General features: G+C 67.8%; 25 protein-coding genes. 11 read left to right on the top strand and 14 right to left on the bottom strand.

What is annotated here, in order from left to right; genetic code table 11:
- Nucleotides 1-95 precede the first annotated feature (95 nt).
- From MLP_RS27730 to MLP_RS25245, 11 genes are all read right to left on the bottom strand, one after another.
- Nucleotides 96-398: an ArsR/SmtB family transcription factor gene (locus tag MLP_RS27730; RefSeq protein WP_407938978.1), complete on the bottom strand. Its 303-nt coding sequence runs from the start codon at nt 396-398 to the stop codon at nt 96-98.
- Nucleotides 399-599: 201 nt separating this feature from the next.
- Nucleotides 600-1,466: an ABC transporter permease gene (locus MLP_RS25290; protein ID WP_013866077.1), complete on the bottom strand. Its 867-nt coding sequence runs from the start codon at nt 1,464-1,466 to the stop codon at nt 600-602.
- Nucleotides 1,466-3,481 carry a cytochrome c oxidase assembly protein gene (locus MLP_RS25285; protein WP_013866076.1) on the bottom strand — a complete coding sequence of 672 codons (2,016 nt, stop codon included), beginning with the start codon at nt 3,479-3,481 and terminating at the stop codon, nt 1,466-1,468. The genes MLP_RS25290 and MLP_RS25285 overlap by 1 nt, the downstream gene beginning before the upstream one ends.
- Nucleotides 3,478-4,065 carry a copper resistance CopC family protein gene (locus MLP_RS28410; protein WP_013866075.1) on the bottom strand — a complete coding sequence of 196 codons (588 nt, stop codon included), beginning with the start codon at nt 4,063-4,065 and terminating at the stop codon, nt 3,478-3,480. Before MLP_RS28410 ends, MLP_RS25285 begins: the two co-directional genes overlap by 4 nt.
- A gap of 2 nt (nt 4,066-4,067) precedes the next feature.
- A complete protein-coding gene (locus MLP_RS28405) occupies nt 4,068-4,871 on the bottom strand; it encodes a hypothetical protein (protein ID WP_013866074.1) in 804 nt (267 codons plus the stop codon).
- Nucleotides 4,868-5,857: a CPBP family intramembrane glutamic endopeptidase gene (locus MLP_RS25270; RefSeq protein ID WP_156821300.1), complete on the bottom strand. Its 990-nt coding sequence runs from the start codon at nt 5,855-5,857 to the stop codon at nt 4,868-4,870. Before MLP_RS25270 ends, MLP_RS28405 begins: the two co-directional genes overlap by 4 nt.
- Complete coding sequence (locus MLP_RS25265; protein WP_013866072.1) at nt 5,854-7,167, bottom strand: hypothetical protein; 1,314 nt, start codon at nt 7,165-7,167, stop codon at nt 5,854-5,856. The genes MLP_RS25270 and MLP_RS25265 overlap by 4 nt, the downstream gene beginning before the upstream one ends.
- 42 nt (nt 7,168-7,209) lie before the next feature.
- Entirely contained in the window at nt 7,210-7,761 is a 552-nt protein-coding gene (locus MLP_RS25260) for a cupredoxin domain-containing protein (RefSeq protein ID WP_013866071.1), read from the bottom strand.
- Nucleotides 7,762-7,806: 45 nt separating this feature from the next.
- Nucleotides 7,807-8,730 (bottom strand): cation diffusion facilitator family transporter, encoded by a 924-nt coding sequence (locus MLP_RS25255; protein WP_013866070.1) that lies wholly within the window; start codon nt 8,728-8,730, stop codon nt 7,807-7,809.
- Nucleotides 8,727-9,389 (bottom strand): methyltransferase family protein, encoded by a 663-nt coding sequence (locus MLP_RS25250; protein WP_013866069.1) that lies wholly within the window; start codon nt 9,387-9,389, stop codon nt 8,727-8,729. The genes MLP_RS25255 and MLP_RS25250 overlap by 4 nt, the downstream gene beginning before the upstream one ends.
- The gene (locus MLP_RS25245) at nt 9,382-9,828 is read right to left on the bottom strand and encodes an ArsR/SmtB family transcription factor (RefSeq protein WP_013866068.1); all 447 of its coding nucleotides are present in this window, start codon (nt 9,826-9,828) and stop codon (nt 9,382-9,384) included. The genes MLP_RS25250 and MLP_RS25245 overlap by 8 nt, the downstream gene beginning before the upstream one ends.
- 115 nt (nt 9,829-9,943) lie before the next feature.
- On the opposite strand from MLP_RS25245, the gene MLP_RS25240 reads away from it, so the two are divergent.
- From MLP_RS25240 to ccsB, 8 genes are all read left to right on the top strand, one after another.
- Nucleotides 9,944-10,666, top strand: coding sequence for a DsbA family protein (locus MLP_RS25240; RefSeq protein ID WP_013866066.1), 723 nt, complete (start codon nt 9,944-9,946; stop codon nt 10,664-10,666).
- 96 nt (nt 10,667-10,762) lie between these two features.
- Nucleotides 10,763-11,527, top strand: a complete 765-nt coding sequence (locus MLP_RS25235; protein WP_013866065.1) for a DsbA family protein — start codon at nt 10,763-10,765, stop codon at nt 11,525-11,527.
- Nucleotides 11,524-12,162, top strand: coding sequence for a vitamin K epoxide reductase family protein (locus tag MLP_RS25230; RefSeq protein ID WP_013866064.1), 639 nt, complete (start codon nt 11,524-11,526; stop codon nt 12,160-12,162). Before MLP_RS25235 ends, MLP_RS25230 begins: the two co-directional genes overlap by 4 nt.
- 3 nt (nt 12,163-12,165) lie before the next feature.
- Nucleotides 12,166-12,807: a TlpA family protein disulfide reductase gene (locus MLP_RS25225; protein ID WP_013866063.1), complete on the top strand. Its 642-nt coding sequence runs from the start codon at nt 12,166-12,168 to the stop codon at nt 12,805-12,807.
- A gap of 53 nt (nt 12,808-12,860) precedes the next feature.
- Nucleotides 12,861-13,574: a cytochrome c biogenesis CcdA family protein gene (locus tag MLP_RS25220; RefSeq protein ID WP_049804824.1), complete on the top strand. Its 714-nt coding sequence runs from the start codon at nt 12,861-12,863 to the stop codon at nt 13,572-13,574.
- The gene (gene lnt, locus MLP_RS25215) at nt 13,571-15,211 is read left to right on the top strand and encodes an apolipoprotein N-acyltransferase (protein ID WP_013866061.1); all 1,641 of its coding nucleotides are present in this window, start codon (nt 13,571-13,573) and stop codon (nt 15,209-15,211) included. Before MLP_RS25220 ends, lnt begins: the two co-directional genes overlap by 4 nt.
- Before the next feature lie 125 nt (nt 15,212-15,336).
- Complete coding sequence (resB, locus tag MLP_RS25210; protein ID WP_407939020.1) at nt 15,337-16,818, top strand: cytochrome c biogenesis protein ResB; 1,482 nt, start codon at nt 15,337-15,339, stop codon at nt 16,816-16,818.
- Nucleotides 16,815-17,798, top strand: a complete 984-nt coding sequence (gene ccsB, locus MLP_RS25205; RefSeq protein ID WP_013866059.1) for a c-type cytochrome biogenesis protein CcsB — start codon at nt 16,815-16,817, stop codon at nt 17,796-17,798. The genes resB and ccsB overlap by 4 nt, the downstream gene beginning before the upstream one ends.
- Before the next feature lie 169 nt (nt 17,799-17,967).
- On the opposite strand, the gene MLP_RS28720 is transcribed toward ccsB, so the two are convergent.
- Nucleotides 17,968-18,357 carry a ZIP family metal transporter gene (locus MLP_RS28720; RefSeq protein ID WP_013866058.1) on the bottom strand — a complete coding sequence of 130 codons (390 nt, stop codon included), beginning with the start codon at nt 18,355-18,357 and terminating at the stop codon, nt 17,968-17,970.
- 510 nt (nt 18,358-18,867) lie between these two features.
- On the opposite strand from MLP_RS28720, the gene MLP_RS28220 reads away from it, so the two are divergent.
- Nucleotides 18,868-19,086 (top strand): hypothetical protein, encoded by a 219-nt coding sequence (locus tag MLP_RS28220; protein ID WP_156821299.1) that lies wholly within the window; start codon nt 18,868-18,870, stop codon nt 19,084-19,086.
- Nucleotides 19,087-19,224: 138 nt separating this feature from the next.
- On the opposite strand, the gene MLP_RS25195 is transcribed toward MLP_RS28220, so the two are convergent.
- Entirely contained in the window at nt 19,225-19,728 is a 504-nt protein-coding gene (locus MLP_RS25195) for a hypothetical protein (protein WP_156821298.1), read from the bottom strand.
- Between the two features lie 40 nt (nt 19,729-19,768).
- A complete protein-coding gene (locus MLP_RS26900) occupies nt 19,769-20,080 on the bottom strand; it encodes a hypothetical protein (protein ID WP_013866054.1) in 312 nt (103 codons plus the stop codon).
- A 511-nt stretch (nt 20,081-20,591) separates the two neighbouring features.
- On the opposite strand from MLP_RS26900, the gene MLP_RS25185 reads away from it, so the two are divergent.
- Together MLP_RS25185 and MLP_RS25180 are read left to right on the top strand one after the other, a co-directional pair.
- Nucleotides 20,592-21,017, top strand: a complete 426-nt coding sequence (locus tag MLP_RS25185) for an ArsR/SmtB family transcription factor (RefSeq protein WP_013866053.1) — start codon at nt 20,592-20,594, stop codon at nt 21,015-21,017.
- Entirely contained in the window at nt 21,010-23,160 is a 2,151-nt protein-coding gene (locus MLP_RS25180; protein WP_013866052.1) for a heavy metal translocating P-type ATPase, read from the top strand. The genes MLP_RS25185 and MLP_RS25180 overlap by 8 nt, the downstream gene beginning before the upstream one ends.
- Nucleotides 23,161-23,171: the final 11 nt, after the last annotated feature.

The raw sequence follows: 23,171 nt of genomic DNA, 5'->3' as shown, positions 1-23,171 counted from the left end.
ACCCACTACTGCGACTTCGTCTGCAACCGGCTCTCCGTTGCACGTGTAGTCCTCCGGGCTGCACGGCTCTTCGGTATGGGCGTTGTCGGAGACGATCAGCACCAGCTGCGCCAACTGGGCCAGCGCTCCGCCAGCCGCGGGTCCGCCAGCTCATAGCGAACCCGACGCCCTACCGGAGTTGTCGACACGAGCCCACAGCCGCGCAAACAGGCAAGATGGTTCGACACGTTTCCCCGGGTGAGTGCTAGATCCGCGGCCAGGTCGGATGGGAACGCTGGACCGGTCACCAGCGCCAACAACAGCCGACGTCGCGTCGGATCAGCCAATGCGGTCCCGATTCGACCCAACGCCTCTGCATCCACTGCGACACGCGCAGCCGACCAATCCGTGACAGCCATTCCCACATAGTACAGTCCAGACTGAATTCAGCAGAACTGATCGATCGGTCGGTCAAGCCACGCTGATCAGCATCAGCCCGGACGGCAGGGTTGCGGCTGGCCAGACGGCGCAATCCTTCCGAGTCCGGGGATCCCCGCACGATTCTCCAGGGACACAGCGCCATCCCAGCGACTGGAGATCTACACGTCGGAGAACATCTGTCAGGTGAGGCGTACGGCGAACTCACGCTCCCTGCCGATGAAGAACAAGAACCCGACCAGTGACGCGCCGAGAGCCCATCCAGCGGCTGCGGCCCACATCCAAGGCGGCGGGGTCTGGCCGCCTTGGAGTAGCTGTGCGTAGCCGGTCAGCATCGGGTACATCGGATTCAGCTCCACGATGATCTTCGTCGCCGGACCCATCCGGGCGAGCATCTCCGGCAGCCACAGCACCGGCGACAGGTACATCCACAACCGCAGGAAGTACGGCAGGAAGCTCGAGGTGTCGCGGAAGTACACCTGGCAGGTGGCGAACAGCGCCGACAGCCCCATGCTGAACACGACCATGGTGGCGAGGAAGTAGAGGGAGATCATCATCCGTGGATGCCAGGTGAGCCCGACGATGATGTGGAAGAGCAGGTAGATGGGGATCGTCGGCAGGAATCGCCAGAAGGCCGTTCGCACCGCCGACAGCGGAATGAGCAGTCGCGGGAACGCGGTGTTGATCAGCAGCCGGCCTGAGCCGGTCACCGAGGTAGCTCCGGTCGAGGCGGCGGACTGCACCATGGTGAACGCGAACAGCGCCAGCACCAGGTGGGTGAACAAGGCGGGATCGTGTCGCTGCCGGATGATCGTCACCAGCAGGTAGTAGACGCCGGCCAGCAGCATCGGGTTGAGGATCAGCCACAGCTGACCGAACACCGTGTTGACGTTGGAGCTGCGCAGCGACGCCTTGCTCATCTCGGCGGCGAACTCGCGTCGCGCCCAGAGCTCACGGAAGTACGGCACCAGCGGCGGTAGCCCGGCCCGATGCGGCGTGTAGCGGTGGTAGACCGGCTCGAACTCGTCGTCCACGTCGGTTGGCGCCATCAGTCCAGGCCTTCGAGGTCAGTCGACGACTTGGGGACGCGGGGGCGTTGGAGGCGTTGGAGGTGAGCGTTGTAAGCCTGGAGTTCAGCGTCGTCGTCGCGGTCAGCTTGGCGGTCATGGCGGCGTGCGTCGCGGGTGTCGTCGGCGATCCAGGAGACGATCAAGGCGACCGCGAGGATGGCGATGGGGTAGTCGCCGAGGGCCCAGACCAGGGATATGCCGAGTGCTTGATCGTCGGCGATGCTGGGCCCCCAGCCGCGGTCGAGGCTGGTGTACCAGGATTCGGCGAACATGGCGGCGCCAGACATCAAGGAGACCGCGAAGAATGCATGGAAGCCGAAGGTGACGATCAGCAGGATCAGCCGGAACAGGTGGTGTGGCCGGGGTGGGCCGGGGTCGATGCCGCAGATGATGTTGGCGAACAGGTAGCCCACGAGCAGGAAGTGTCCGAGCATGAGCAGGTGCCCGACGTGGGTTCGTAGGGAGAACTCCAACGCTGGGGTGTAGTAGAACCCGATCAGGGAGCCGAGGAAGAGTGCGATGACGACCACTGGATTGCTGAGCACTCGCACGTAGCGGGAGTGGAGTACGGCGAGTAGCCATTCGCGGGCGCCGCGGCTGCCGTCGATGCGGGCCGGCAGGGTCCGCAAGGCCAGGGTGACCGGGGCGCCGAGGACGAGGAACGTGGGCACGGCGGTGGCGACTGTCATGTGCTGCACCATGTGCATGCTGAACAGGACTTGGCCGTACACGCCGGGGCTGCCGCTGGTCGCGGCAACCATCATCAGGCAGCCGGTCAGGAAGGTGATGGTGCGGGCGGGTGACCAGCGGATGCCGCGGCGGCGCAGCCGCATGACAGCGACCAGGTAGCTGGCGGCGGCGGCCAGGGCGAGCGGCAGCCAGAGCGGGTCTGGACGCCAGGCGGTGAACACGGTGGTGGCGGTCAGCGGCGGCGGCATCGGGTAGCCGAGCAGGGCGGTGGTGGCGTCGATCGCCTCCGCCGCGCCAGCATCGGGCGGAGGGGTGCGGGCCAGCGCAACACCGAGTCCGATAGCGGCACCCATCACCAGCAACTCGGCCATGACCAGGCGGGCGAAGGGGCGCCGGCCGGGAGCCGTCCCCAACTGCCGGATGATGCGGCGGCGGTGGTACCAACCGGCAACCCCGAGGATGACCAGCACGCCGGCCTTCGCGAGCAGGATCTGTCCGTAGCTGGTGGTGGTGATCGCGGCGAGGCTCGGGACGCGGACGGCCGCGCCTGCGATACCGCCGGCTGCGACCAGGGCGTAGCACCAGCCGGCGAGGACGGAGAACCGGGCGACCGACGTCTTGAGCGCGTCGCCGAGGCGGCCACGCAGGATGAGGATGGCGGCGAGCCCCCCGACCCAGACAGTGACGCCGACAAGGTGGGTCATTTGGGCGTCGACCGCGGTCGCATGGTTCACGGTGCTGCCGGCGTGCCCGGTCCACGCCAGCGGCAACACCGCCGCCACCGCCAAGACAGCAGCCAGGCCGAGGTGACCGGGCCGGTCGGCGGTGGCAGCGACGAACCCGGCGAGCAGGGTCCCGGCGGTAGACAGCCCGAGGGCACGTCCCAGGTCGAAGTCGGTGAGGAAGTAGGGCAACGCCGCGACGGTGTCCACACCGATCGTGGTGCCGGCGAGGTTGGCGTAGGTGAGTAGCAGCATCGCCACGGTGGCCGCGGCCCACCCGGACGCCGCGGCGGCGGCAATCACCGCAGTGCGTCGCTGCAGATTGGTGAGCGCAGGCAGGCGCCGACGCGAGCCAGGGCCGGGCAGCACGGTGGCAGCTGTCACCAGCAGCCCGACGGTCAACGCTGCAGCGACGTCACGCAGGGCAGTCGCGGCCGGTAGACCAACCCTGACCGCAACCCCGGGGTCGGGCAGGCCACCTGTCGGTGCCGCCAAGGCGCCGGTGGCGGCGAGGACGGTGATCGCGACCGTCGGCGCAGTGACCACGCCGGCCCACGCCACGGCCCGGGACGCCCCGGTCACGGGTCGAGGTCCTCACGCTGCCGAGGCCTGCGGCCGGCGCGGAGCACGGCAGCCACCACCAGCAGCAGGACGACCACGACAAGCCACCGCCGGTCCGGTTCAGCTACGGGTGCGGTGGTGGCCGGCGGCAGATGCGTGGCTGGGCTGCTGGTTGGGGCCGTCTCGGTGCTGGACGGTGCGCCGGTGGCGGGCTGGGTAGTGAATCTGAGCTGATCGACAACCGGGTGGCCGTCGCTGGAGACGATCCGGTAGGCGAGGGTCCACCGCTGCGCCGAAGGGGGCGCGGGTTCGGGTGGGATCGCGGTCAGGGTCGCGCCGTCCACCCGAAGGTTGATGGGTTGCGCGGGTCCGTCGTCGACCGACAAGGTGACGGCGGCGAAGCCGGGGGTGATGGGTTCACTGAAAGTGAGCCGAATCTCAGGGATTGGGGTGGCGACGACGGTATCGGCGGCCGGGTTGCTGCGTACCAGCCGGTCGTGCGCGGCGGCAGTCGGCTGCGGTCCCGCGGCCTGCGCAACCACGACGACCAAGACTGCTGCCGCCCCGGCGAGTCGTTGTTGTCGTAGCCGTGTGGCGTGCGGCACGGTCAGTCCTGTCGCCGAGGTCGGCACGCGACAACGACCCCGTCCATCAACACACTCGTGGTGGCGACAGCGTCGCGGAGCAGGCCAGGCCGCGTGCCGAGTTGGGCGAGTACGCGTTGCATCGTGCCGGCAAAGCTTGGTGGAGTGCAGGCCAGGCGTTGCGCGCCGCTGAGCAGCTGGGCGGGATGGGGCGGCCAAGTGCCCGCATGCCCGTGAAGGGCGTGAGCTGCCAGGTCTGCGGCCCGGGTCAGCCCGGCAGCCGTGCCGGTGGTGTCGCCGCGGTCGGCGGCGCCGGATGCTGCGTCGAGCAGTGGGCGGATCTCCCAGAGTCGAGCGACCAGGCCGTCGCCGAGCCGAGACGGATAGCGCTGTAGCCGCCGGTGCAGCAGGGTCAGCTCCCCGGAGGGGTCGGCGAGAATGCCGCCGCGGGCCAAGTCGGCCAGCGGCTGGAAGTCGGGCAGCAGATGCACGTGGCCGGGATCGAACTCGAAATGGTGCTGTCCGTTGGTGACCTGGAGGGCCAGCCGATGCATCTGATCCAGGTCTCGGTACGCCCAGTCCAACGGTGCGGGACGGGTCACCGGCCGCAGCCGCCGAGGCTCACCGGGAATGGTGCGGTCGCGGCCTCCGTGCTCGAGCAGAATCTGACAGATCGCCAAGTGGCTGTCGGAGCCGACCGGTCCGCGGTGGTAGACGATCAGGTCGAGGCCGTCGACTGGGTCGGTGTTCACGTGGACGCCGAGGATTCGGTCGAGCTGGGTGAGCCGGGTACCGAGGTCGGAGGGAGGCTTTCGGCCGCGAGTCATGGTTGGCTCCGTTCGGTCGGTGGGGTGACGGTTGGCAGGTGGAGGCGGCGGGCGAGCAGAACTGCGACGACGGCGACGATGGCGAAGCCGGCGACATCAGTGAGGGCGTCGGCCCAGGAGAGGCTGCGGACCGCGCGGAGGTCGGCGATCGAGGAGGTGAACGCCGCAAGGGTGTAGGCGCCGACGTTGTTGACGATGTGCGCGGCGATCCCGGCTTCCAGGCCGCCGGTGGCCAAGACCAGGGTGGCAGCGAGCAGCCCGAACGCGAGCCGGTTGACGAACAGGGGCAGGTTCTGGCTGCCGTGCAACGCGGCGAACAGCAGGGACGAGAAGATCACCCCGACCCACGGGCTGGGAAAGAAGCTGCCCATCGTCTGCAGCAGGTAGCCGCGGAACAGGTACTCCTCCGCCGCTGACTGCAGTGGGGTGACCAGGGCCACCACCAGCAACACGGCGACGATCCCGGGTTGCGGACGCCATACGATGGGAACACCCGCCGTGAGCGCGGTGACCGCGACGATGCCGTACAGCACCACCGCGGCCATCAGCAGGCAGAGCCCAAAGTAGCGCCAACGCAACCGAGGCCGGACCGAGGACAGCCATCCCAGCGGCAGCCGGTGAAGCCACCGCATCAACGCCCAGCACATCAGCAGCAGGGCTGCGATGCTCAGACTCTGCGCGAGAAATCCGACCGGGTTCTGGTAGCTGGCCGCAGCTGCACGGTCGTCCGCGAGGGGCAGATTGGGCCGCTGGATGAGGTAGCCGAGGCCGACGACTGAGGCTGTCACGATCGAGGTGATCAGCACATATCCGCTGAGCGCCAGCGCGATCCCGAGCCCTGCCTGCCAGCCCGGCTGGGCCGACAGCACTCTTGGGTAGCTGACCTCGGGTGGCACTGCCGCCCATCCCGGCTGCCTGTGATGGGCGGGACTGTGGTCGGCGGCCGGGGCCGGTGCGCGGCGGCGGCCCGTCTGTCGGCGGCTCATGTGGCGAACAGCAGCCACAGGCCGCCGAGGGTGTAGCCGATCATGATCGCCAGCATCGGGATCTGCCCTACCACCGCCTTGGTTGGTGGGGCGATGGCCAAAGCCCGGTCGTGGGCGGCGATGACGCCGAGGATGTGACCGACCACAACAGCGCCGGCCTGCAACATAGCGATCAGCGTGGTGTAGGCGAAGAACCCCATGCCGACCTGCCAGTGCGCGGTGCCGAGCACGTTCCAGCCAGCGTTGATCGGGTCACTGAACAAGATCAGCGTCCGCTGTCCCTCGAAGACGATCAGCGTGAGGTAATGCGCCGTCACGTAGCCGAGCACGATCGGCACCAGCGAGTGGATGTAGGTGCCGAGCTGGCCGGCCGGGTCGACCCCGGTCAGCCGGCACGACAGGTACACCGCCACCTGGTAGCTGACCACCACTAGCGTGATCATCCCGACCATGGCAACGGTGGCGATCCACACCGCGGGCTTGTCGCCCGCCTGGATCCAACGGATCCAGCTAGTGGAGTTGGAGAATCCGTCGAAGGCTGTGGAGCCGAGCAGCACGGCGACGATTCCGACTGTGCCCGGCACCGGGTTCAATGTGGCCAGGTTCGCCAACGGTGACCGGGCCACGATGAGCCGGTCTTGACCGCGGCCCCACACCGACAGCTTCGCCATCAGCAGCGCGTACACCTCGAACGGGTCAGCGGCGGCGTACCAGCCGGAGCCGAACAGCAGCCCGCCAACGGCCTGCACGGCGACGTAGACCGCGATCCACATCATGATCATCGCGATCGTGGTGCGGTTGGGCGCCACCAGCTCCAGCCACACGAAGCTGACCAGCAGCACGACGGCCGGCCACACTCCGCCCGCCGCGGGGAACCGGCCCCACGCACCGACATCGTGCGGGATCTTGGTCAGGCGGGCGAGGACGAGATGCACGGTCCGGAACGGGTTCAGCGTTCGCCACACTGGCCCGAACAGCAGTGAGATCGGCACCAGCCCGACCCACACCCACACGTACACGTATCCGAAAATGGGGTTGATCAGCTCGTCGGGCCCGGCCAGCAGAGCCAACAGCGCCCACCCGGCCAGGCCGAGACCGATGGCCCGGACCAGCCACCGCAGCGCCGGGGAATCCAGCGCAGCGGTGAGTCGGGGCAACGGGACGCCACCGACCGTGGCGTAGCGTGCGGCCGGCCATCGCCACCACAGCACGAGGAACGAGATGATCAAGGTCGCGGCGGCCGCGATCAGCACTACCGAGAACGGCAACGGCAGGTCTTGGCGGCCACCCAGGCCGTGGAGCGGGATCATCGCCGATCCGCCGGGGCGGGCCGCGTACGGGCATTGGCCACGTCAGGACACGATCAGCTTGGCGGCCAGCTTGGCCGACTCGTGAGTCTCGATCTCGAAGACGCCTTTGACGTCGGCGGTGAACGTCACTTCACCGGGTTCGCCGGGGCTGGCTTTGGCCGTCTTGTCGTAGCCGTGCACATGGATTGACTCGTCGACATCGCTGCGGATCGTGACCCGCACCGTTTGACCCTGCTTGACCTTGACATCCTCAGCGTTCGGGCGCACCTTCCCGTCGGCGATTGTCACCGCGATCGTCGCGTCCGCCGCCGGCGATGCTGCCTTGCTGCGCGCCGTGGCCGCTGACGGCCGAGGCGACGATGGCGCCGACGGCGCCGACGGTGGGGTGGCCGCCGGGTCCGGGGTGGCGGCCGCGGTTGTGGTGGCGGTGGCGGGCGGCGGAGGCACGGTCGGGGAACCGGCGGTGCTGTCGGCCTGGCAGCCGGTCAGCAGGACCGCGGCCACTGCCGTGGCAGCTACCGCGGTGGGCAGGCTGAACCGCCTCAAGGCGACACCGGTGGACGGCGGGATGCGGCGTGGCGGCGCAGGGCACATCGGGGTGGAAGGGTCCTCTCGCGGAAAGTGTGCTGGTGGTGCGGTTCAGGCGTGTTGGCTGTGCTCGTGGGCGCTGTGACCCTCGGGTTCGAGCTGAAAGGTGCAGTGGTCGACGTCGAAGTGCTCGTCGAGGCATTCGCCGAGCCGGTCAAGCACCTCTCCGGCGCGTCCGTTGCTGAGCGCGGCGCTGTCGACGACAACATGGGCCGACAGCACCGGGACGCCGCTGGTGATGGTCCAGGCGTGCAGGTCGTGGACGTCGATCACGCCGTCGACGTTGATGATGTGTTGTCGGATCTGGTCCAGGTCGATGCCGCGGGGGGTGGCCTCCAGCAGCACGTCTACCACGTCGCGGAGCAGCGAGAAGGCACGCGGGATGATCATGACGAAGATCAGCAGCGAGGCGATCGAGTCGGCGCGGGTGTAGCCGGTGAAGGTGATCACGATCGCGGCGGCGATCACGGTCAGCGAGCCGAGGAGGTCGCCGAGTACCTCCAGGTAGGCGCCGCGCAGGTTGAGACTCTCGTCCTTACCGCCGCGCAGGATCAGCAGTCCGATGGCGTTGGCGACCGCACCCACCACGGCCACCACCAGCATCAGGCCGCTGGCGATCTCCACCGGCTGGTTCCAGCGTTCAATGGCGCGGACCAGCACCCACACTGCGATGCCGGTCAGCAGAAGTCCGTTGATCATCGCGGCCAGCACCTCGACCCGTTGGAGACCGAAGGTGCGGGCCGGTGTCGCTGGACGGGTCGCGAGGGTTGCCGCGATCAGAGCGATGATCAGCCCGGTCGAGTCGGTCAGCATGTGCCCGGCGTCAGCGAGCAGCGCCAACGACCCGGAGATCAGTCCACCGATGACCTGAACGACGAAGATTGATCCAGTGATCGCCACCACCAGCACAAGCCGGCGACGGTGCTTTCCGGTCGCGGTGACCGGGGCATGGGAGTGGGCGTGGCCGCCGGTCATGCTTCACCACCAGCTGTGCGGTGCGGCGCTGGCACCGGCCCGAGCGGCCGGAGGCGTCCGCACCCGGGAACGAACCGGCCCGTCTGGGCGCCGTAGCCGCGGTAGCTATCTTCGTGGTGACGCAGCAGGTACGGCTCCTCAACCAGTCGGGTCTGGACCTGACAGGCGGCAAACATCAGTGCCGCCCCGAGCAGTGACAACCACGTCAGCGCCATGGCCGCAGTCCCGGCTTGCAGCATCATCAAAGCGGTGAAGATCGGGTTGCGGACCAGCCGGAACGGCCCGTCGACCACCAGGTTGGTGGATTCGTTCTGGTCGACCCCGATTCGCCAGGAGCGGCCCATCGCACGCTGCGCGGCGACCCCGAGTTGCAGTCCAGCGGCTGCGACGACGATGCCGAAGGCGCCCACCATGATCGGCAGAGGCCACGCGGGCAGCGTTCCGGTCGCGGTGAGCCACGGCGCGCCCAAGCCAATCAGCACCGCCATGACGAAACCGATCCCGGCGAGCCGGGCAGCCAGATCCTGAGTCGCCCCGCGGAAGCCGTTGAAACCGGTCGATCCTGTCGCCCGATGCTGCCGCCAGGTCTGCACCACCAGCAGCACCAGCACTGCCGCCGCGTAGACCAGCCCGGCCGCAGCCCCGGCAAGATCATTCATGGCGCGCGGCCGCGATGTCAGAGCCGGTCGTCTGCGGCGCATCGTCAGCGTCGTCGTCGGGACCATGGTTGGCAGGACACAGGGTCACCGCGTCACCGGTCACAGCCAGCAGCCGCTCGGCTGACGCAAGGAGCCCCATCAGCTCCTGCGGCACGGCCAGCGAGTACACCGAGGCGCGGCCGACCGTGCGGGATGACACCAGCCCGCAGTCGCGCAGGCACGCCAGATGAGCTGAGGTCGTGCTTTGCGCCAGCCCGAGGTGCGCGGTCAGATCCACCACCCGATGCTCACCGAGTGCGAGGTGCCGCAAGATCGTCAACCGTGCCGGATCGGCCAGGCTGCGAAACAGATACACAGCCGCCGCCGAACCGGACTCGGCACACGCGTCAGCCTGCTCGGCCAGTCCTTCGGCGACCAACCCACCCTCATCCATCGTCATGGACCGATAACATCGGATCTGATAGCTTGTTGTCAAGAGGTGGGATTTGAACCATGGAACGTGCCACCTGATCTAACAGTTCCCAGCCGCCGCGTTTACGCCACGGAGGTCCACGATGGTCGAGCAGCCGCCGCCCGACGACCGTGCTGCCGCCAGGTCGCACGATCCGGCGGTCGTCGGATCGAGTTGGCGACCTCGGGGATCGTGGGCTCGATGGGCGATGGTGGCCGTGGCGGTGCTGCTCGTCGGTCTTGCCGGCGCCGGCGCCTACCAGTCGCGCGGTACCGCCGGATCGCCGCTGGCGGAGTCGCCCGTGCTGCGGCCGGACTCGTATCGGCTGTCGGTCGCCGCCGACGGGAAGGTGACCCTGGTGGCGTTCGTCGACTTCGAATGCGACGACTGCGCGGACCGTTCCACCGGCCTGGAGGAGGTGCTCGCCGCCTACGACGGCCGGGTCACATTCGCGGTCCGCTACTTTCCGTCCGAGTCCCATGTCAACGCTCAGCGCGCCGCCCGGGCGGTGGAGGCGGCTGCGCAGCAGGGTCAGTTCTCTGCCATGTACAACCGGATGCTCGACACCCAGTCCGACTGGTCCGGGACGCAAACACCGCAAGACGACCGGTTCCGCGGTTTCGCTGCCGACCTCGGCCTCGACCTGGCGGCCTGGGACGCCGCGTACGCCTCCGACGCCACCTGGGAACGCATCCAGACCGACATCGACGACGGTCTCGCCCTCGCTGTGACCTCCACCCCCGGCTTCTTCCTCAACGGCAACCAGATCAAACCCAAGTCCCAGGCCGAGCTGACGGCCGCCCTCGACGAAGCCCTGTCCCGATGACCACCCCGGCAGCTCGAATCCCACCGTCGACAACCCAGGCACAAACCAACCCGCCAAGACAGCAACGGACAGCCATGGAAGGACCGAAGGTCTGAGATGGGAAAGAGCCGCAAGCCCAAGCCTGAAGACACCAACCCGCCGGGCCGACCAGAAAGTCGACGAGCCCGGCTGGCCGCGCAGCAGGCCGCTGCCGCCAAAGCCCGCAAACGCAACCGGATCATCACCCTGGTCGCGGTCGGGGTCGTGGTGATCATGGCGGCGATCGGCGCCACCCTGCAGATCCGGTCGCAGCCCACCGCCGCCCCGACCCAGGCGTCGACCGCGGGCGCGGACATGGTGGTACGGGACAACTCGCACCGGCTGTCGCAGGCACCCGACGGGAAGGTCACGTTTGTGGAGTTCCTCGACTTCGAATGCGAGGCCTGCGGTGCCGCGTTCCCCCTGATCGAGGAGCTTCGGGCGACCTTCGGCGACCGGGTCACCTTCGTGGCACGCTATTTCCCACTCGAAGGTCACTTCAACGCGCAGCGCGCCGCCCGAGCCGTCGAAGCTGCCGCCCAGCAAGGCCAGTTCGAGGCCATGTACAAGAAGATGTACGAAACCCAGACCCAATGGTCGGAGCAGCAAGTTCCCAAGGACGACCTGTTCCGTCAATACGCGCAAGAGCTTGGCTTGGACATGGCCCGCTGGGACGCCGACTATGCCTCCGACGCCACCTGGGCGCGGATCAAGGCCGACATCGACGACGGCACAGCCCTCGGCGTGACCGGGACCCCAACGTTCTTCCTCAACGGGCAGCGGCTCGAACCGAAGTCGGCCAACGACATCACCACCGCCATCGAGCAGGCACTCGGCCAATGACGGGCACTGATCGTCTGCAGATCAGCGACGAGATGACCGAATCCGGCGCAGCGGCGGCATCGGTGTTGGCGTCTCGGACCGTGGGCTGGGTGTTGCTGGTGGCGGGCCTGGTCGGTTTCGCGGCAGCATTCGTGCTGGCAGTGGAGAAGTACTGGTTGTTGACCAACCCGTTCTACACGCCGTCGTGCAGCATCAACGCCACCGTCTCCTGCGGGCCGGTGATGACCTCACCTCAAGCGGCAGTGTTCGGTTTCCCCAACCCGTACCTCGGCATCGCCGGGTTCGCGGTGGTCGCCGCGATCGGCGCCATGCTGCTGGCCGGGGGCCGGCTCGCCGGCTGGTACGCGGTCGGCCTGCAGCTGGGCGCGGTGGCCGGCACCGTTTTCGTTGGCTGGCTGATGGTGCAAAGCCTGACGGTCATCCATGCCCTCTGCCCCTACTGCATGGCGGTGTGGGCGGCGACCTTCGCGACCGTCTGGTATGTGACCTTGGACAATCTGGGACGCGTCAGGGATCGGCTGCCAGCGCGTGCCGCTGGTGCCGTGGAAGTCGCTCACCGCAACCACAGCGCCCTCCTGGCTGGCTGGCTGGCCCTCGTCGCGGTGCTGGTCATCATCGCCGCGTGGCGGTTCTGACGCATGGCCGGGCAATCAGCAGCACCGGCGGGCCGTCGTTCTGCGGCCGCCATCCCCGCTGTCTTGGTGGTATTGGTGGTCGCCGCAGTGTTTGCCGGCGGCTGCGCGCCAGCGGATGGTGAGTCGGTGACCCGCACCGGCGACCGCAATCCAGGCAACAGCGCCTCCGCCGAGCAGGTGGCCAAGTCGCTGACCTGGATTCCGCCCAGCGAGCGGGAACCCGCGCCGGTCGCCTCCGGTCCGGCGCTGGACGGCAAAGGCACCGTGTCCAGCGAGGACTACCCGGGCAAGGTGGTGGTGATCAACGTCTGGGGGTCGTGGTGTGGACCCTGTCGTGCGGAGGCGCGCGACCTGGCCGACGCCAGCCGCGCCACCATCAAGAAGGCTGCCTTCGTCGGCATCAACATCAAAGACAACAACCCTGACACCGCCCGCGCGTTCGTCCGGGCCTTCGACGTGCCCTACCGCCACATCTACGACCCGGACGGCAAACAGCTGGTCCGATTCGCCGGCACCCTGCCACCCAACGGGATCCCGGCCACCTTGATCATCGACCGCGAAGGCCGCATCGCCGGCCGGGTCGTCGGTGTGGTGGACAAGAACACGCTGCTCGGGCTCATCGACGACGCCTACACGGGCCGGTAGCCATGGTGCCGCTGGAGATCGCCGACTGGGCACAGAACGCCGTGGCCGGGTCGATGCTGGTCGCGTTGCCCGTGGCCCTGCTGGCCGGACTGGTGTCGTTCTTCAGCCCATGCGTAGTGCCGCTGCTGCCCGGCTACCTCGCCTACGCCAGCGGGATGGGCGCCGCCGATCTCGTCGCCGGCCATCACCGTCCCGGACGGGCTCTGGCGGGCACCGCGCTGTTCGTTCTCGGGTTCGCCGCCGTCTTCGTCGCCGCTGGTGTCGTGTTCGGCAGCCTCGGACAGGCCCTGCTCACCTATCAGACGCAAATCAGCCGAGTCGTGGGGATCCTCACCATCGTGATGGGGCTGATCTTCACCGGGCTGCTGCCCATCGGACGTCGTGAGATCCGGCTGCAACGGCTGCCGGCCGTCGGCATCGCCGGCGCGCCGTTGCTGGGTGTGGTGTTCGGTCTCGGCTGGACCCCGTGCATCGGACCCACCCTCAGCGTCGTGCTGTCCCTCGCCCTCACCGAAGGCAGTGCCACCCGGGGCGGGCTGTTGGCGTTCACCTACGCCCTCGGCCTCGGCATTCCGTTCCTCGTAGCGGCCGCTGCCTTCGCCACCATGGGCCGCGCTGTCGACCTGCTGCGCCGACACCAGCAGGCGGTGCTCCGCGTCGGCGGTGCCGCCATGATCATCCTCGGTCTGCTGCTGGTCAGCGGATGGTGGGATCAGGCCACCGCCGTCCTGCGCCAGTGGGCAGCCCAGTTCACCACAGCGCTATGACCTCCGGTGCACCCCAGGCCGCCGCGGAGCAGGCGACTCCCGCCGGTTCGACCCACCCCGGCCATCAGCTCACCGGCAGCCCTCAGCTCACCGACTGTCTTCCTCGGCGGCCTGGATCGATGCTGCGTCTGGGCTGGGCTGTGCCCGTAGCAGCGGCCGCTGGGTGGTTGCTGGACGCCGCGTTTCCCACGATCGGTTGGTGGCCGTTGGCCTGGGTCAGCGTGATCGTGATCTTGGTCTGTCTGGTCGGCCGCAGCATCGGCGGTGCTTTGCTGGTCGGAGCCAGCTACGGGGCCGTCTTCTACCTCGCACACCTGCAGTGGGTGGCGTCGTTCCTCGGTCCGCTGCCATGGCTGGCCCTGGTCAGCGCGCAGACCGCTTTGGTCGCGGCCGGCTCGATCGTCATCACCCTGCTGTACCGATGGAGCACGCAGGTGCTGCCCGGTCGCCGACCGCAGCTGCTGCTGGTCCCGGTCCTGGTTGCAGGAGCGTGGACGCTGCGGGAGATCGTCATGGGCTCCTGGCCATACGGCGGGTTCCCGTGGGCGCGGCTGGCCGTCAGCCAGGTCGACGGTCCAGTCGCCGAGTCGGTCTCTTGGACCGGGGCCAGCGGGCTGTCCTTTCTGATGGTGGTGGTGTGCGCCGCCGTCGTCCAAGCCGTCCGGGCCGCCGCCATCACCATCCCTGCCGTTCTGCTGCCGTCAACAGCACTGATCGTGTTGCTGGTCGTGCCGGCGTTCCCCACCGCCACGGCCGGCGGCCTGAGGGTCGGCTGGGCGCAAGGCAACGGGCCGACCGGCTACTTCGACGACCGGTCGCCGGGTGACGTGCTGGTCGCGCAGACCGCTGCCAGCGAACCGATCCTGGGCCAAACCATGGATCTGTTGGTGTGGCCCGAGGGTGGGGTGGACTCCGATCCGCTGAACCGGCCGACGACGGCGGCGGCGCTGCATGACCTGGTGCGACGGGCCAGGGCGCCGCTGCTGGTCAACGCCGCCACGGCACGCGGCGGGCAGAGTTTCAACACGTCGCTGTTGTGGACACAAGCCGGCGCCAGCCAGTTGTACGACAAGGTCAACCCGGTCCCGTTCGGCGAGTACGTCCCAGATCGCTGGCTGTATGAGCGACTGGTCCCCGACCTGGTCGGTTTGATCAAGCGCGACTACATCCCCGGCACTCGTCCGCCGGTCGTGACCGTGAACGGCACTGTGCTCGGCCTGGCGATCTGTTTCGACGTGATCTATGACGACGTGATCTGGGACGGGGCACGACGCGGCACCCAGGCATACCTGTTCCAGACCAACAACGCCGACTTCCGAGGAACCGACGAGAACATGCAGCAGCTCGCCTTCGCCCGCCTGCGCGCCATCGAGACCGGACGATCCGTGGTGAACATCTCCACCGTCGGGACCAGCCAAGTCATCAGCGCCGACGGATCGGTCACCGACCAGGCCGGTGTCGACCAGGTCGCGGCACGAGTGACCAACGTGCCGCTACGCACCGGTCTCACTCCCGCCGTCGTCGTTGGTCCCGCCCTGACCCAGACCCTCGGCTGGGGTACCTTGCTCGCCTTCGCGGTCCTCGGAGTGGCCGCCCGGCGCCATCGTCGGGCCGGCACCTCAGGTGTTGGGCGATGACGATGAGCCACTCCGACACCGGGCAGCAGGCCCCCATCGCCGCCACCGATTCTGTCGGCGACGGCAGACCGCCGCGCCTCGGGGCCGCCGGCTGGCTGCGTTGGCTGTGGGCACAGCTCACCTCGATGCGGACGGCGCTGCTGCTCCTGTTCGCCTTGGCCGTTGCCGCGATCCCGGGATCGTTGCTTCCGCAGCGTGACGTGGGACCGATCAGGGTGAGCGACTTCATCGCCGAGAATCCGAACCTGGGCCCGATCTACGACAAGCTCGGACTGTTCGGCGTCTACACCTCGCCCTGGTTCTCCGCGATCTACCTTCTGCTGTTCGTGTCACTGATCGGCTGCATCCTGCCCCGCGCGGCTGTGTATGCCCGCGCCCTGAGGCGGCCGCCGCCCCGGACTCCGCGAAACCTGTCCCGGCTGCCCGTCTACACCGTCAGTGAGCTGCAGTCGGACACGTCCGGACCGGTGGTGCTGCGTAAGGCTGCGGCTGAGTTGCGTCGCCGCCGGTATCGGGTTGTCGAACACGAAGGCTCGGTCGCCGCCGAGCGCGGCTACCTTCGGGAGGCCGGCAACCTGGTCTTCCACTCCAGCCTGGTGGTGCTGTTGATCGCGGTGGCGGTCGGCGGCCTGTACGGATTCCGGGGATCCGCCGTCGTGGTCGTCGGGCAAGGCTTCGCCAACAGTCTCACCCAATACGACGACCTGACCACCGGAGGATGGTTCACCGAGCGACAGCTACGCCCGTTCTCCATCGACATCACGGACTTCCGCGTCGCCTTCGAGACTGGGCCGGTGCAGACTGGGGCTGCGCGATTGTTCGAACTGGACACCATGGTCACCGACCAACCCGGCTCGACCCCGTACCCGAAGACGGTGGAAGTCAACAGGCCGATCCGCGTCCAAGGCACCACGGTCCACCTCATCGGCCACGGCTACGCGCCGGTCGTCACCGTCCGCGACGGCACCGGGGAGACCGCGTTCGCCGGGCCGGTCGTCTTCCTCCCGCAAGACGGCACCTTCACCTCCCTCGGCGTGGTCAAAGTGCCCGACGGCCGTCCTGAGCGGCTCGCCTTCGAGGGGATCTTCGCCCCCACCGCCAAGGTCGACGAAAAGGGCCCACGGTCAGTCTTCCCGGACCTGATCGACCCGGCCCTGTACGTCAACGTCTGGTATGGGCCGCCGAAGACCGAGACCGGGCGACCAGAGAACGTGTACTCCCTCGACACCACCGGACTCACCCAGCTGAAGGAAGCCGACGGTGAGCCGATACGCGTCCTACTGCGGCCCGGCACCAGGTACACCTTGCCGGACGGCAAGGGCAGCATCGAGATGACCGGGGTGGTGCGCTGGGTGAAACTGCAGATGAGCGACACCCCCGGCTTGCGGCTGGTATTGGGAGCGATCGCGGCCGCAGTTCTCGGGTTGTGCCTGTCGTTGTTCGTGAGACCGCGCCGGATCTGGGTCCGCGTCGTCGACACCACCGACGGTGCCCATCAGTTGGAGGTGGGTGGCCTCGATCGAGCAGACGCACGGGCCGGGCTAGACACCGACATCGCCGACCTATCCACCCAATTGACCACATCGAACAGGACGACGATGTCATGAACCTCGAATACGCTTCCAACGCTGCACTGGTCACCTCAGTCGTGGTCTACCTCCTGGCGGTGACAGCGCACGCGGCCGAATGGGCTGCGGCACGAAGAACCCCCCTCGAAGAGACCGTCGCTGAGCGCGAGTTGGCACGCGCCCACATCGGCTCGGGCGCCGTACAGCTGCCTGCAGCGTTACCGGCGCCAACGGCCGCCGATGCGGCTCTCGACCAGCGCATGAGTGAGATGAGAGTTGAGCTGTGGGGCCGGATCGGCGTTGCGCTGACAGTGGTCGGGCTCCTGCTCAGTTTCGTCGGAACAGTGCTGCGAGGGCTGGCAGCCGGGCGACCGCCCTGGGGCAACATGTACGAGTTCACCATCACCGCGATGACGCTGATCGTCACTGCATATCTGGTGATGGTCTGGCGTACCGGTAGCCGTTGGCTGGGCTTGCCCGTGACGATGCTGGCCGCAGTCGGGAACGGGTTGGCGGTGACCGTCTTCTACGTGGCCGTTGCGCCGCTGGTGCCAGCGCTGCACTCCGTCTGGTTCGTCATCCACATCGTGGCCGCCGCGATCGCCGGGGCCGCCTTCAACATCGGTGCCCTGCTGTCGATCCTGTTCCTGATCCGGCAGCGTGCCGAGCGGAAGAGCACGCTCAACGGATACCTGGGCCGGATTCCCGACTCACGCAAGCTCGACCTGTATGCGTACCGCTTCCACGCCTTCGCGTTCCCGCTGTGGACCTTCACCGTCGCCGCGGGCGCGATCTGGGCCGAGTACGCCTGGGGCCGCTACTGGGGTTGGGACCCCAAAGAGACCTGGGCACTGGTCACCTGGATCGTCTATGCCTGCTACCTGCACGCCCGCTCCACCGCCGGCTGGCGCGGCACCCGAGCCGCAGTGATCGCCCTGATCGGGGTGGCGTCCTTCTGGTTCAACTTCGTCGGCATCAACCTCCTCGTCTCCGGGCTCCACTCCTACGCCGGTGTCTAGCCGCAGCGGTCACGTCGGAGTTCCTTGTCGTGGCCAGGTCACGAGACCTGCGTCACGGCGGCAGACACGAGTGGACGCGCACCCGTGATTGTCGCTGCCTGCATGACTCGGCCTGAATCTGGCTCGATCACTGACAGTCCGACAACACCCAGCGGAACACAGACCCCCGTCAGGCGGCGACCTCTCCGAGAACGTAGATCAGGAGGAACCCGATGAAAAACATTGCACCAAGGACCGGCGTCTCCCGCTCCTCGTGGGCTTCGACCAGCAGTTCCTCGACAGCCAGGTAGAGAAGGGCGGCCGACCCGAAAGCCAACACCCCCGCCAAGACCGCAGCAGAGGCATCCCCGAGAAGAGCTGCGCCACCGATCGCGCCGACAGCGGTCGCTAATCCCAGCACGATGCAGATGATCGCTGCCCGCGACCTGGGCACTCCCTCGTCGACGAGTTCACCCACCACCGACAGTGACAAGAACAAGATCTCGATCGTCAACGCGATCGTCAAGATCAGCCCCTCGCTGGAACCGAGGGTGACCCCCAGGCCGACCAACAGACCCATCCAGAACCAAATCGATGCCGACCGCAACCAGTAATCCAACCGGCAGCACATACCCGACCGTTCGCGCTACTGACCGTTCCCCACTCTCCAGCCGTCGGCCCCACGCACCCAGTGACAGGACGACCGCGACACCGATCACGAACCCCCCGACAGCCCACGGCAACTGCCCCTCGCGGCGAAGGTCCGGCATCACTTCCCCAACTAACGCCGCCATCACCACACCGGCCGCGAAATGCTGAATGCCGCTGATCAGACGCGGCCCTGGACGTCTGATCAGGGCAAAGAGTGACCCGACAATCGCGGCCGACACCGGGAAGCTGACCAAGACCGCAGCACGGGCAACAAGTGTCATCCACGATTCCGTTCGACTCTCAGCTGACGCACTGAATCGTACAGGTTCGATATCATCGTGGCTAGACGATTGGTTGCTGGAGGTGCCTGCGACTGGCAGGGAATGCCAAGCACCCGGCGTCATCGTTGCCGGTATCGTCCCAAGAGAGAATCAAGATCGTGCCTGTCGATCCAGACCGCCGCCGAAACCCACCAGCCAACACCCGCGCCGAGGTAGCCAAACAGGTGCGGCTTTGGCTGTTGTCGCTCATCTGCGCCACCGCGGGCGCTGCTGTTGTGTGGCGCACGGGCGCCGTGCTCCCAGGGGTCAGCGCATTCCTGATCACGCTCGCCGTGCTCGGACCGTGCCTGTGGGCCTACGAGCGGCGGAAGCGCTGACGACGAATCGTGAGGATGCTGCTTCCCTGGAACAGGTGTCGAGACTGGCATCAGGCCGTGCGATATGCGAGATTCTCTCGTTCGGCAGGGTTCTAGGCGTTGAACGCGTCCCCGTTGGTGAGGGTAAGGGGGCGCGGGTCAATGCGTCAGCCACACCTTCGCGACAACGAGCAATGCTGTCATTGCGACGATCAGCAGCGTGATCAACACCAGTCTCCATCCGCGCAGCCCGTGCAGATAGGCGCCGGGAAGCGCGACGACGACCAGCAGCCCTGCGGCGGTGAAGACGCCAATATTCGTTGCTTGGTCGTGCTGAACGCCAAGAGCTTCGAGCACCAAGGCCACGATGAGCGGGAGGAACGCTGCGCTGATCATCGGTGCGGCAACGCGCGCGTGGCGGGCAGCGATCCGATGGAGGTGCTGGCGCTCCAGGTCGGGGTCGCCGATCGAGTAGGCCAGGACGTGGGTCCCGAAGTAGACCAAGTTGGTGGCAACGACCAGCAACGTCAACTTGCCGGTCGGCAACTCGGCCGTGCCCGCCAGCGTCGACGCGGCCACAATCGCTCCATAGCATCCTGCGCTTACCCGTTCAGCAGCTTCCCTGCCAAGTTCCCTTTGGCTACGCCGCTCAAGCCAGTTCACTTCGCAGACCTTCTCAGACGCGGACTGTGGCAAGAACCTGTCATTGTCTGACCCCCAGCTGTCCTGAGCGTGCACGAAGCTGTTCGTAACGGTCGCGGGGTTCAGCGGTTATCGGGTTGATGCCATGCCGCAGACACCAGGCGAGATGGAAGACCCCACCTACGGTTGGCAGCCCGATCACCCAGACCAGCGTCCAGGGGCGCCCGACCGTGGCCCCGAGGAGACCCGTGACGCCCAGGTAGGCCAACCAGCGCAAGATCCGCACCCAGGTAGGTCGAACGGTTTCAAAGTGCCCGAACAGTGGTGTGGCGATCGCGATGACCACCGCCGACAACAGCCATTCCAGCGCCATCGTTCAGCCCCGTCGCTCAGCTGCGGGCTGGCTGACGCAGCCGCCGAGCCTCTCCTCAGACGCACCAGCTTTCATCGTCGCAACACGATGTTAGCGAGCACGCGGATCGCCCGTTTCGAACATCCGCTCGGTGACACCCGTGGGCACATAGAGTCGCCGACGTTCGGCCCAACCGTGCTCGAGCGGGTATGCGCAGAGGCCATCCGGGCGGGCAAGGCCCGCCATCAGTGGCCGTTGGCAGTGCGTATCTTGCTTGCCGTGAGGCCACCGACCACGGCCGCGTCCTCAACGGGCTCGCGTTCCTCGCAGGAGGGTGAGACGCGCCAATCGACCGTCAAGCGGAGGTGAGGTAGCAGGTGAGCACCACGCCGCGGTGATTGTCCTGCTGGGGCCGCGTTGTTCTGGGACATTCGGTCAGGATTGGCCTGGACTCGGGGCCGCACTCCGGGGTTGGGGCACAGTTCTGTGGACAGCGCTGACTGAATTCAGCAGCTTCTGTATCATCTGGGCTATGGATGACGAGATGACCGCGGCGCCCAGGGTGGTAGTAGATGCGGAGGCGTTGGGCAGGGTGGGAAAGGCGCTGGCTGATCCGACACGCCGGCGGCTGCTGCTGAGCTTGGTGCAGGGTCCGACCTTCCCGTCGGACATGGCCGACGATCTGGGTCTGACACGGGCCAACGTGTCGAACCATCTGACGTGTTTGCGGGGTTGTGGTCTGGTGTCCACGGTGCCGGTGGGCCGGCGGGTGCGGTATGAGTTGGCGGATCCACGGCTGGCGGGGGCGTTGGCGCAGCTGGCGTCGCTGGTGCTGGTGGTCGCCGATGGTGACGAGCCAGGTGAGCCGTGCGGCCCGGAAGACTACGACTGCGACGACGAGTTGGATGTCCTGACGGCCGATCCGTCAGCGGTCGTGGTGGGGGTGTCTTATGGCTGACGCGTGCTGCGGGCCGGACGAGGTCGACGAAGAGCACACCGGAGTGTCGGAGCCGGTCACGGTGACGCCGGTGTGGCGGATCCGTGAGTTGCAGGCTGCCGCCTTGGCGGGTCTGCTGCTGCTGGCCGGGCTGATCACCCCGGCGGACACGCTGGTCGAGACGGTGCTGTTCGCGGTCGCCGCCCTGGTGGGCGGGTCGACGTTCGTGCCTGGCGCGTTGCGTGGCCTGGTCAAGGGCCGGCTCGGGGTCGGGTTGTTGATGACGATCGCCGCGGTTGGCGCGATCCTGCTGGGCGAGGTCGCGGAGGCAGCCACGCTGGCGTTCCTGTTCTCCATCGCCGAGGGGTTGGAGGGCTACGCGCTGGCCCGGACCCGCAACAGTCTGCGGGCCTTGTTGGATCTGGTGCCGCCGACGGCGACAGTGCTGCGGTCAGGAACTGCCGAGACAGTCCCAGCCGGCGATCTGCGGGTGGGTGACCTGCTGCTGGTCCGCCCGGGCGACAAGGTCGCCACCGACGGGGTGGTCCGCAGCGGCCGGTCAGCGATCGACACGTCGGTCGTGACCGGGGAGTCGGTGCCGGTGGAGGTTGGGCCGGGCGCGGAGGTGTTCGCCGGGACAGTGAACGGCACCGGTGCGGTCGAGGTCGAGGTGACAGCCACGACGGCGGACAACTCGCTGGCGAGGCTGGTACACGTCGTGCAGGAAGCGCAGGAACGCAAGGGCGCCAGCCAACGGCTCGCCGAACGCATCGCACGTCCGCTCGTGCCGGGAGTGTTGATCCTCGCTGGTCTGGTTGCCTTGATCGGCAGCCTGGTCGACGACCCGGCCGTTTGGATCCCACGGGCCCTGGTGGTGCTGGTCGCCGCGGCGCCGTGTGCGTTCGCGTTGAGTGTCCCGATCGCTGTGGTCGCCGCGATCGGCGCTGCCTCGAAGGGTGGGGTGCTGATCAAGGGCGGCGCCGCGGTCGAGCAGCTCGGCTCGGTGAAAGTCGTCGCCGTCGACAAGACCGGCACCTTGACCCGCAACGAGCCGTCGGTGATCGAGATCGTGCCCGCCGGCTCCATCCCTGCTGACCAGGTGTTGGCCGTGGCTGCCGCCTTGGAGGCCCGCAGCGAGCATCCGCTGGCGGCGGCGATTACCGCCGCAGCCGCTGATCTTCCGGGTCTAGACGGCCGGGAGGTGGAGGCCGTCCCGGGGCAGGGCTTGACCGGGATCGTTGCTGGTCGGCCGGCGCGGCTCGGCAAGCCCGGGTTCGTCGCGGTCGGCGATCTCACCGCTGACGTAGTTCGGCTGCAGGACGCCGGCGCCACTGTGGTGCTGGTCGAGCACGATGGCGAATTGTTGGGTGCGGTGGCTGTCCGGGACGAGATTCGCCCGGAGGCGGCGGAGGCAGTCGCACTGCTGCGTCGTCAGGGGGTGTCGGTGGTGATGCTGACCGGCGACAACGCCCGCACCGCCGCCGCCATCGCCGCCCAGGCCGGAGTCACCGAGGTCCGGGCGGGGCTGTCGCCGGAGGACAAGGCTCAGATCGTAACCGAGCTGCAGGCCCGCGGTCCGGTGGCGATGGTCGGCGACGGCATCAACGATGCCCCGGCGCTGGCCACCGCAGACGCCGGGATTGCGATGGGTGCGATGGGCAGCGACGTCGCCATCGAGGCCGCCGATGTCGCGTTGATGGGAGAGGATCTCCGCCGGCTCCCGGATGCGATCGCTCACACTCGGCACGCCCGGACGATCTTTACGCAGAACCTGGTCCTGTCCGGTTTGATCATCGTCGTGTTGATCCCTCTGGCCGGGTTGGGGATCCTCGGTCTGGCCGCCGTGGTCGCTACCCATGAGCTCGCTGAGGTCCTGGTCATCTTGAACGGCATCCGCGCCGGCCGCCGTCGTCTGTTGCCGAGCCGGCCCGCCAGCGGCCCTCCGCGGCCGGCGGCGGTCCGCGAACACGATCAACTGAAGGCAACCCGCACAGCATCTCCGTCGCCCGAGCCGCTGAGCGTGATGCCCCGCGGCGAGGTCCAGACCCTGACCCTGGCAGCGCCGCCGTCGGCGACCCCGGCCACCGCTCAGGGGGCAGACCGTCCCGGCTGCGACTGCGAACCCGGCTGCAGTTGCTGCGCCGACGACGGGCACAGAAAGTGAGGATCATCCTG

The sequence above is a fragment of the Microlunatus phosphovorus NM-1 genome, assembly GCF_000270245.1.
Lineage (GTDB): Bacteria > Actinomycetota > Actinomycetes > Propionibacteriales > Propionibacteriaceae > Microlunatus > Microlunatus phosphovorus.
The sequence above is the reverse complement of the archived record's forward strand: the minus strand, read 5'-3'. Positions and strand labels throughout refer to the sequence as shown.

Excerpts from the sequence above, each read along its gene's own strand:
- ccsB (WP_013866059.1), top strand. The coding sequence starts at position 16,815 with ATGAACCTCGAATACGCTTCCAACGCTGCACTGGTCACCTCAGTCGTG.
- MLP_RS25240 (WP_013866066.1), top strand. The coding sequence starts at position 9,944 with ATGGTCGAGCAGCCGCCGCCCGACGACCGTGCTGCCGCCAGGTCGCAC.
- MLP_RS25235 (WP_013866065.1), top strand. The coding sequence starts at position 10,763 with ATGGGAAAGAGCCGCAAGCCCAAGCCTGAAGACACCAACCCGCCGGGC.
- MLP_RS25255 (WP_013866070.1), bottom strand. The coding sequence starts at position 8,730 with ATGACCGGCGGCCACGCCCACTCCCATGCCCCGGTCACCGCGACCGGA.
- resB (WP_407939020.1), top strand. The coding sequence starts at position 15,337 with ATGCGGACGGCGCTGCTGCTCCTGTTCGCCTTGGCCGTTGCCGCGATC.
- MLP_RS25270 (WP_156821300.1), bottom strand. The coding sequence starts at position 5,857 with ATGAGCCGCCGACAGACGGGCCGCCGCCGCGCACCGGCCCCGGCCGCC.
- MLP_RS25250 (WP_013866069.1), bottom strand. The coding sequence starts at position 9,389 with ATGAATGATCTTGCCGGGGCTGCGGCCGGGCTGGTCTACGCGGCGGCA.
- MLP_RS25230 (WP_013866064.1), top strand. The coding sequence starts at position 11,524 with ATGACGGGCACTGATCGTCTGCAGATCAGCGACGAGATGACCGAATCC.
- MLP_RS25185 (WP_013866053.1), top strand. The coding sequence starts at position 20,592 with ATGGATGACGAGATGACCGCGGCGCCCAGGGTGGTAGTAGATGCGGAG.
- lnt (WP_013866061.1), top strand. The coding sequence starts at position 13,571 with ATGACCTCCGGTGCACCCCAGGCCGCCGCGGAGCAGGCGACTCCCGCC.
- MLP_RS27730 (WP_407938978.1), bottom strand. The coding sequence starts at position 398 with ATGGCTGTCACGGATTGGTCGGCTGCGCGTGTCGCAGTGGATGCAGAG.
- MLP_RS28720 (WP_013866058.1), bottom strand. The coding sequence starts at position 18,357 with ATGGGTCTGTTGGTCGGCCTGGGGGTCACCCTCGGTTCCAGCGAGGGG.
- MLP_RS26900 (WP_013866054.1), bottom strand. The coding sequence starts at position 20,080 with ATGGCGCTGGAATGGCTGTTGTCGGCGGTGGTCATCGCGATCGCCACA.
- MLP_RS25290 (WP_013866077.1), bottom strand. The coding sequence starts at position 1,466 with ATGGCGCCAACCGACGTGGACGACGAGTTCGAGCCGGTCTACCACCGC.
- MLP_RS28405 (WP_013866074.1), bottom strand. The coding sequence starts at position 4,871 with ATGACTCGCGGCCGAAAGCCTCCCTCCGACCTCGGTACCCGGCTCACC.
- MLP_RS25180 (WP_013866052.1), top strand. The coding sequence starts at position 21,010 with ATGGCTGACGCGTGCTGCGGGCCGGACGAGGTCGACGAAGAGCACACC.
- MLP_RS25260 (WP_013866071.1), bottom strand. The coding sequence starts at position 7,761 with ATGTGCCCTGCGCCGCCACGCCGCATCCCGCCGTCCACCGGTGTCGCC.
- MLP_RS25265 (WP_013866072.1), bottom strand. The coding sequence starts at position 7,167 with ATGATCCCGCTCCACGGCCTGGGTGGCCGCCAAGACCTGCCGTTGCCG.
- MLP_RS25220 (WP_049804824.1), top strand. The coding sequence starts at position 12,861 with ATGCTGGTCGCGTTGCCCGTGGCCCTGCTGGCCGGACTGGTGTCGTTC.
- MLP_RS25225 (WP_013866063.1), top strand. The coding sequence starts at position 12,166 with ATGGCCGGGCAATCAGCAGCACCGGCGGGCCGTCGTTCTGCGGCCGCC.
- MLP_RS25245 (WP_013866068.1), bottom strand. The coding sequence starts at position 9,828 with ATGACGATGGATGAGGGTGGGTTGGTCGCCGAAGGACTGGCCGAGCAG.